Origin of the sequence: Gordonia oryzae (assembly GCF_003797185.1) — a bacterium.
Lineage (GTDB): Bacteria > Actinomycetota > Actinomycetes > Mycobacteriales > Mycobacteriaceae > Gordonia > Gordonia oryzae.
This window is the reverse complement of record NZ_RKMH01000006.1, coordinates 279284-286956: the sequence shown is the minus strand read 5'-3', so window position 1 is coordinate 286956 and position 7673 is coordinate 279284. Positions and strand designations below refer to the sequence as shown.

The window sequence follows — 7673 nt, the reverse complement described above, 5'->3', positions numbered from 1 at the left end:
GACTGCGAATGCGGACAAGATGATTGCCCAAAACGAGGTGGCGGCACCGACAGCAACGGGTCGGCCGAAACACCCGCTGATGCCGAGGACGCGGCAGCGTGGGACGACGTGCTCCCCGAACCCGCTGACGCGGATGCGCCTGAAATCGAAGAGTCGAACCTTCCGTCGCGCCGGAGCCCCGCGCTGCGCAGGAGGTTGTCGATGCGGAGGAGCCCGTCGTCGAACCCGACATCGCCGACCCGATGGATGAGCCCACCCCGGATGAGGTTCCGATGGCCTTCGGGCGGGCCCTGGTGGTACCCGGTGCACCCGTACTGACCGTGTTGAAGGACCCGGACGGGATTCTCGTCCCCCGGTTGCAGGGATACGGGCCGATCGACCGCGACTACGCGGCCACCCTCGCCGAGATAGCGAAAACCATCCACTACCCCGAATCCGTACGCACGGCTGGACCGTTGATCCCCCAGATATCCAACCGCGCACAGGCCCCGCCCGAGGATCCCACCGGACACGGTGGCCACACCGTGCCACCACCTGGGGCATTGACCTATGCACCCAGCGCCACACTGCGCGCTGAGGTGCTGGCCAACGACGCCTGGTGCCGATACCCGTACTGCGGCATGCCCTCACACCTGTGCGACCTCGACCACTGGCGACCCTTCAACCACACCGACCCCGAAGCCGGAGGCTGGACAGTACTCGGTGACCTCATCCCACTGTGCCGGGCCGATCATCAGCGCAAACATCTTGGGGAGTGGCTGCCGACGCTCCTTCTGGATCGGCGGGTGGAGTGGCGGAACCGACGGACGGGGCAGGTGATCGTCACCTATCCGCGGTGACGGTCTCTCTCCTGTGGCGTGGAACGAGCTGTGGTGCAAGAGATCTCGAGAATCGGCGCACGCGCCTCACACCTCGACCATCGGGGGAAAGGGCGCCTCGACCACCGGGCGGAACCCGACCGTGCTAGCCGAACTCGATGCGGCATTCGCGGTCATCGGGGACGTACAGTTCCTGCCGGGATACTCGCTGGCGTTGACGAAGTCTCCTGGGGTCGAAGGACTCTCCGCACTTCCTCGAGCCGAGCGCCTTCGATTCCTAGCCGACGTGAATCTGATCGCCACCGCCGTCGAGACCGTATGCGCGGCACATGATCCGGGTTTCGGCGCATGAACACAGAGATCCTCGCCAACACACACCCGATCCTGCACGCTCACATCCGGCCGCGCTACACCTGGGAGCCCGCGGACCGGGTGGGGATGCCGATGTGAAGCCATCCGCAGGAGTGCTGGCATGAACCCGACAACGCCCTGTCGGCTGCGCACCCCGAGTTGAGATCGGCCCTCAGCACCGAGATCAACCGGCTGCGTCAGATCGAGGAGAACCGCAGCGGTTGATTGATCGACGGGCGGTGATCAGCCTGGCGGTCGGCCCGCAGCGATCTGCACCAGCGCCCGGACACTGACGTCGCGGGCGCGGCGGCGGGATTCGGCGAGCGGATTGTCGGAGGGCACGAGTAGACGCAAACCCTTGTGGTGGCTGCGGAATCGCAGCGGGGTGGTGAGTTCGACGGCCTCCCCATCGACGCCCGCGTAGGTGGTGCCACCAGCCGAGGAGACCTCGAAGGTTGGGGTGGTGAACTCGTGCCAGTGTGGACTGGTCTTGCGCAGGCCGACGGCCGACAGGGCGACCAGTGTGGCCGCTTCGGCGCCGGTGCGCGGCGACACGGCGACGAGGCCGAGGAGGCCGGTATCCATCCGTCGTCGCTCACCGGCGTCGAGAGGGGCGCCGGAATAGGGGTTGTTGGACACCAAGATCAGGAATGCGCCGTCGACCGTAGTGCCGTCGGCCGACGTGAAGTGCAGGTCGAACGGTTCTGCGGTGTTGCCGAGAAGTTCGGGCAGCAGCGCCGTGGTGGTGTGAGCCTTGTCGTCACGGTAGGAGTCCTGCTGCACGATCGTTGCATACACGCCGAGCGAGACGTTGTTGACGAACAGGCGTCCGTTGACGGTGGCGTAATCGACGCGGCGGATCACGCCGTCGGAGAAGGCATGGACGTTGCGCCGTGGGTCGGACCGATCGAGCCCGAGATCCAGGGCGAAATGGTTGCGGGTGCCCGCGCCGACGCAGACGAACGGCAGGTCGTGCTCGATCGCGATGGCGGCGACGAGCGCCTGCGAACCGTCACCGCCGGCCATCCCCAGACAGTCCGCACCACGCGCCACCGCGTCACGTGCGAGTTGCTCGAGGTCGTCGTCGGGTCCCAGGACGACGGTCTCGACACCGATCCGGTGTGCTGCCTCGACGAGTTCAAACCTATCGACCTTGCCGCCACCGGATTTCGGGTTGCAGATCAGAACCGGATGCCGGGGCCGCCACGGCGCGTGCATCAGATCCAGCTCGTGCAGATGCGGCGTCAAAGCGTAACGGGCCGAGGCGACCGCGATCACCCCGAGCGCGACGGCGACGAACAGGTGCACGACAAAAGCGCCGGAATCAACGACGGCCAGCACCAACGCACTGATGAGCGCTGCGACCCCGAGCATCCCGACGCCGATACCGACACCGCGTCGTACCCCGCGTTCGGTGATCGCCCACCACGCGCCGAGTGCGGCGACGGCCAGACCCGCCACGCCGAGCACGAAGTGCAGACCGCTGTTGACCAGGAACACCAGAATCGCCACGAGGAGTCCGGCCGCGGCCAGCAACGCGACGACGGCACTGATCCGTCGCTGGCTCGTCACCTCGAGTCGGGGTCGGTGGTGATCAGAGCGCAGATCTCGGCGTAGCGCAGCAGAAAGCGCTTCTCGTCGAGACGTTTGCGGCGCATCCACGAGGTGACCTCGGTATTGCACTTACCCGCGTTGCACGACCGGCAACTCGGCACCACGTTACCGGCGGTGTACCGGCCGCCCCGGGAAATGGCGAGAACGCAATCCTTCTGTAGCGCAACGCCATCAGCCTCGCAGTAGGCGCATCCACCCCACAGTGAGATCAACTGCTCCCATTGCTCGGGGGTGAGGTCATCGGTGACCGCGTCCATTCGGCGCCGACGACGTTTCGCGTAGCGGCGGGCACGGGTGCGGTTGGCGGGCACGACGATCAGGGTAGGCCATCACCGGCGTCTCATGCGCTGAGACCGGCCGGCACGCCGGGGCAGTGTGACCTCCATGCGACCGTCGGAAAGCCGCGCATGCGACGAACGTCGACGGCGCCGCGGGCGTGATCGGAGCACCTGCTGCGTGGTCACGGTGACCTCTGTCGTATGGTGAAGCCGATTATATATTTGATATAGACAGAGGTGTACGGCGTATGGACATGACCTGGTCGGATGACGACATCGCCTTTCGCGACGAGGTGCGTGAGTTCCTCGACGCCGAACTGACGCCGGAGTTGCGCGCCGCCGGTCGACTGCGCACCAGCGTGTACACCGATCACGCGGCCTCGATGCAGTGGCAGGCGATCCTGCACACACGTGGATGGGCCGCGCCGGCATGGCCGGTCGAACACGGCGGCTGCGACTGGTCGCTGACCCAGCACTACATCTTCAGCCGCGAGTCGGTGCTGGCCGGTGCGCCCGCACTGTCGCCCATGGGCATCCGCATGGTCGCCCACGCGATCATCGCCTTCGGCACCCCTGAACAGAAGGCGTTCTACCTGCCGGGCATCCTCACCGGCGACGTCTTCTTCTGTCAGGGCTACTCCGAACCGGAATCCGGCAGCGACCTCGCCTCGCTGTCGATGTCGGCGGTCTCCGACGGAGACGATCTCGTGTGCACCGGCAGCAAGATCTGGACAACCCATGCCGCCGAGGCCAATTGGATGTTCTGCCTGGTCCGTACCTCACGGACCGGGAAGAAACAGGAGGGCATCACCTTCCTCCTGATCGACATGAGCTCCCCGGGCATCGAGGTGCAGCCGCTGGTAATGGCCTCGGGTGAGCAGGTGCAGGCGCAGGTGTTCTTCGACGAGGTGCGGGTGCCCAAGAAGAACGTGCTCGGCGCGATCGACGACGGCTGGACGGTCGCGAAGTATCTGCTGGTGTTCGAGCGCGGCGGCGGCGCGGCAGCGCCGGCACTGCAGGTGATGGTGGAGAACCTCACCGATCATGCCTCGACGGTCACCGGGCCGTCGGGGGTGCCGCTGGCCGACGAGCCGACGTTCGCCGCCAAGCTCGCCGATCTGCGCATGCGCGCAAAGGTTCTCGAGGTTCTCGAATATCGCGCGCTCGCGGAGATGAGTGCTGGACGCAACCCGGGTGCGATCTCGTCGATGCTCAAGATCCTCTCGACCGAGCTGAGTCAGCAGATCACCACCCTCGGCGTCGAGGCGGCGGGTCCCCGCGGACGGGTGTATCAGCCGCACGCCGCCGCTCCGGGTGGGCCGATCGCCGATTTCGTGGCGCCGGCGGACGGATATGTCAGTGGGCAGCCGTGGCAGGCTGTGGCGCCGCTGCTCTACCTCAACGACCGTGCCGGCTCGATCTACGCGGGCAGTAACGAGATCCAGCGCAACATCCTCGCCAAGGCTGCTCTGGGCCTGCCCCAGTACTGACCGGAAAGGTTTCGCCCACTATGGATTTCGATCTCACCGCTGAACAGCAACTGCTCTCCGACGGGCTCACCCGCTTTCTCGAATCCCGATACGACCTCACCGAGAGCCGCACGGTCGCCAAGGTCGGTGACGGATGGCAACCACAGATCTGGCGCGCCTTTGCCGACGAACTAGGCGTCATCGGTGCCTGCTTGCCCTCGACGGTCGGCGGTGACGACGGCGGCCCCGAGGAGCTGATGGTCGTCACCGAGGCGCTCGGCCGCGCCCTCGTGGTCGAACCGTTCGTCGACACGGTGGTCCTCGGCGCCGGTCTGCTTGCGCGTACCGGACACGACGGTGCACTCGAGGTCGCGCGGTCGGTGACCGCGGGTGAGACTCTCGTGGCCACCGCCGCGCTCGAGGACACCTCGGGCGGACGGCTGCACCATGTGACCACCCGCGCCGAGGAGTCCGACGGCGGCTGGGTTCTTCGCGGCGCCAAGGCTGTTGTCACCACCGCCCCGATCGCCGATCAGCTGATCCTCACCGCACGGATTTCCGGCGACGTCGACGACCGCGACGGCATCGGCCTGTTCCTCATCCCGCTTGGCGACGCGACGCCGGCCGGGCTGACCCGGCACGGGTTCCGCACCGTCGACGACCGCCGTGCCGCGGACCTCACCCTCGACGGTGTGCAGGTGGGCGGCGACGCAGTGATCGCCCGCGGTGCCGACGCGCTCGCACTACTCGAACGCGCATGGGACACCGCCACCGCCGCGGTGGTCTCCGAAGCGGTCGGCCTGATGCGCAAGGTGCTGGCCGACACCGTTGCCTACACCACCCAGCGTCAGCAGTTCGGACGTCCGCTCGCCGGCTTTCAGGCATTGGCGCACCGCATGGTCGACATGTACATCGAACTCGAACAGGCGGTTGCCGCACAGTATCTGGCGATCCTGTCGCTCGGCGCCGAACCCGCCGAGCGGGCTGCGGCGGTGTCGGCGGCCAAGGCCACGATCAGCCGGGCCGCACGATTCATCGGCCAGAGCTCGGTGCAACTGCACGGCGGGATGGGGATGACCGAGGAACTCGCGATCGGACACTACTTCCGGCGACTGTCCGTCATCGAATACGAATTCGGTTCAGCGGACGCTCATCTGGCGAGGATCGAGAAACTCGCCAGGGCCTGAGCGAACTCGGCCTCGACCTCGGCCCGGCCATGCACGGGGTCGGTGCCGGGCACATGTGCCGGCTACTTCTCTGAGAGTGTCGCCGTCCTCGACGAGCTGCAAAGCAGCATCGCACGCACCGGTGCGAGGCCGGCCATCGACACCGCGTTCACGCTGCGCCGCAGCAGCGCTCGCCTGGCGGTGACGTGCGTGGCGGTGACGTGCGTGGCGGTGACGACGAGTCGCACGGTCTCTCGACGACCACTGGATCGGGCGGGTGAGGCGCCGGCGGCCAGAGCGGCGATCTCGGTGGCCGGCCAAGTCCGCGGTGGCACTGATGTTCATGCCGACCGTCTGATTGCCCGGACCGACCGTGGTGCACGGCAGGCCGTCGAATCGGACGTGGGGATATCAGGGGAAGGGTAGGCCTCCCGTGCCGCCGTTGCCGTTGCTGTTTCCGTTGCTGGGCACTGTGGTCTGCGCATTGTCCATGGCGCTGCCGAGTTTCACGGTGACCGCGCGCTCCTGGCCGCCGCGGGAGACGGTGATGGGTACCGTCGAGCCGGGTTCATGAGTGAGGATCTGGGCCATCAGGTCGGCGTAGCTGGTCACACGTTGATCGCCCACCTTGGTGATCACGTCACCGGACTTGATGCCCGCGGCCGCGGCTGCTCCGTCACCCGCGACTTTGGTGATCTGCGCACCCTCGACGTCGGAGGTGGCCGATTGTGATAGCGAACCCGTCACTCCTAGAACGGGTTTGGTTGCATGGCCGTCGGTGAGCAACTCGTTGGCGACTCGGCGCGCGGTGTTGACCGGGATGGCAAAGCCCAAACCGTACGCCTGCACACCGCCCTGCGCGGCCTGGCCGGTGTCGACCGCCGAATTCACCCCGATCACCTGCCCGGAGAGGTTGACCAGCGGACCGCCGGAGTTGCCGGGATTGATGGGGGTGTCGGTCTGCAGCCCGTTGTAGACAGCGACCGAAGAGCCCTGTTCGTCTCCGGCGGTGACCGTGCGCGAGAGATTGCTGATGATGCCCGAAGTGACCGTGTTCGACAGGCTTTCTGGGCTGCCGACCGCGACGACCTGTTGGCCAACCTGAAGTCCGTCGGAATTGCCCAGGGACGCCGGTGTCAGTCCGCCGGCATTCTGCAGCTTGATCACGGCGAGATCGTAGGAGGGCGACGTCCCAACCACTGAGGCCTTATAGGTCTTCTGGTCGGAGGTGGTGACCTGGATTGCCGAAGTGTTTCCGACGCCGGACACCACGTGATTGTTCGTCAGAACGTAGCCGTCGGGGGACAGTACGATCCCGCTCCCGACTGCCGTGCCCTGGGACCCGGCCACCTCGATGTCGGCGGTGAACTTCGACGCGGTTTGTGCGGCGTAGGTGACCGACCCGGGGCGCACATCGGCTGCGGTGGTCGCGGGCGGAGCCGTGAGCTGGGGCACAGTTGCCGTGGTGTGCTCGACCAGCGCATTGCCGCCGAGCGCGACCGCGCCACCGATCAGGCCGGCGATGAGTGCGGTGGCGATGATCGGTTTCATCGACGGCCGGCGCATGGCGCCGACGCCGGCGGGTATCGACGCGGTGGAGGGGCTCGGGTAGTGGCCACCCGGGTGGTACCCAGAAGGCTCGTATCCTCCAGTCGAGTACTGGCCGGACAGAGGCGGGGTGTAGCCGGGGGTCGGGCCCCACCCTCCGGCGTGCTGGCCGTACGGGTGCGTGTCACCGGTGGTCGGGGGCGGTGGGCTCAGCGGCGTGGTCGGCGCCTCGGGGGCGCTCGGATATTGACGCGAATCCTGCTGTTTACCCGAGATTTCCGTTCCGTCTGGAGTGATTTCGCCCGGAACATCATTGTCGGGATGGCGATCTGTGGTCACCAGACCACATTGCCCACGATCACTGAGAGCAATCCGAGAGGATTGTGTGGAATTGACCCTCAATTCGCACATCGAGGCGCCCACCGTTGC

Annotated in this window: 7 protein-coding genes and 1 pseudogene; 4 read left to right on the top strand and 4 right to left on the bottom strand. The window is 66.7% G+C overall.

The window, feature by feature from the left end; all coding sequences use genetic code 11:
- Both EF294_RS10130 and EF294_RS21660 read left to right on the top strand, forming a co-directional pair.
- Positions 1-839: pseudogene (locus tag EF294_RS10130) on the top strand (HNH endonuclease signature motif containing protein); the annotation flags it as partial.
- Between the two features lie 121 nt (positions 840-960).
- Positions 961-1170, top strand: coding sequence for a hypothetical protein (locus EF294_RS21660; RefSeq protein WP_221182450.1), 210 nt, complete (start codon positions 961-963; stop codon positions 1168-1170).
- Between the two features lie 242 nt (positions 1171-1412).
- On the opposite strand, the gene EF294_RS10120 is transcribed toward EF294_RS21660, so the two are convergent.
- Both EF294_RS10120 and EF294_RS10115 read right to left on the bottom strand, forming a co-directional pair.
- The gene (locus EF294_RS10120; protein ID WP_123929017.1) at positions 1413-2741 is read right to left on the bottom strand and encodes a diacylglycerol/lipid kinase family protein; all 1329 of its coding nucleotides are present in this window, start codon (positions 2739-2741) and stop codon (positions 1413-1415) included.
- A complete protein-coding gene (locus EF294_RS10115; protein ID WP_123929014.1) occupies positions 2738-3094 on the bottom strand; it encodes an HNH endonuclease in 357 nt (118 codons plus the stop codon). Before EF294_RS10115 ends, EF294_RS10120 begins: the two co-directional genes overlap by 4 nt.
- Before the next feature lie 215 nt (positions 3095-3309).
- On the opposite strand from EF294_RS10115, the gene EF294_RS10110 reads away from it, so the two are divergent.
- Both EF294_RS10110 and EF294_RS10105 read left to right on the top strand, forming a co-directional pair.
- The gene (locus EF294_RS10110; RefSeq protein ID WP_123929011.1) at positions 3310-4551 is read left to right on the top strand and encodes an acyl-CoA dehydrogenase family protein; all 1242 of its coding nucleotides are present in this window, start codon (positions 3310-3312) and stop codon (positions 4549-4551) included.
- A 20-nt stretch (positions 4552-4571) separates the two neighbouring features.
- Positions 4572-5717 carry an acyl-CoA dehydrogenase family protein gene (locus EF294_RS10105; RefSeq protein WP_123929008.1) on the top strand — a complete coding sequence of 382 codons (1146 nt, stop codon included), beginning with the start codon at positions 4572-4574 and terminating at the stop codon, positions 5715-5717.
- A gap of 62 nt (positions 5718-5779) precedes the next feature.
- Here EF294_RS10105 and EF294_RS10100 read toward each other — a convergent pair whose 3' ends face one another.
- Both EF294_RS10100 and EF294_RS10095 read right to left on the bottom strand, forming a co-directional pair.
- Entirely contained in the window at positions 5780-6031 is a 252-nt protein-coding gene (locus tag EF294_RS10100) for a hypothetical protein (protein WP_123929005.1), read from the bottom strand.
- Positions 6032-6107: 76 nt separating this feature from the next.
- Complete coding sequence (locus EF294_RS10095; RefSeq protein WP_246007785.1) at positions 6108-7583, bottom strand: S1C family serine protease; 1476 nt, start codon at positions 7581-7583, stop codon at positions 6108-6110.
- Between the last annotated feature and the right edge of the window lie 90 nt (positions 7584-7673).

What these genes read in the sequence shown, in the direction of transcription:
- EF294_RS10110 (WP_123929011.1), top strand. Translation starts at nt 3,310, where the DNA reads ATGGACATGACCTGGTCGGATGACGACATCGCCTTTCGCGACGAGGTG.
- EF294_RS10105 (WP_123929008.1), top strand. Translation starts at nt 4,572, where the DNA reads ATGGATTTCGATCTCACCGCTGAACAGCAACTGCTCTCCGACGGGCTC.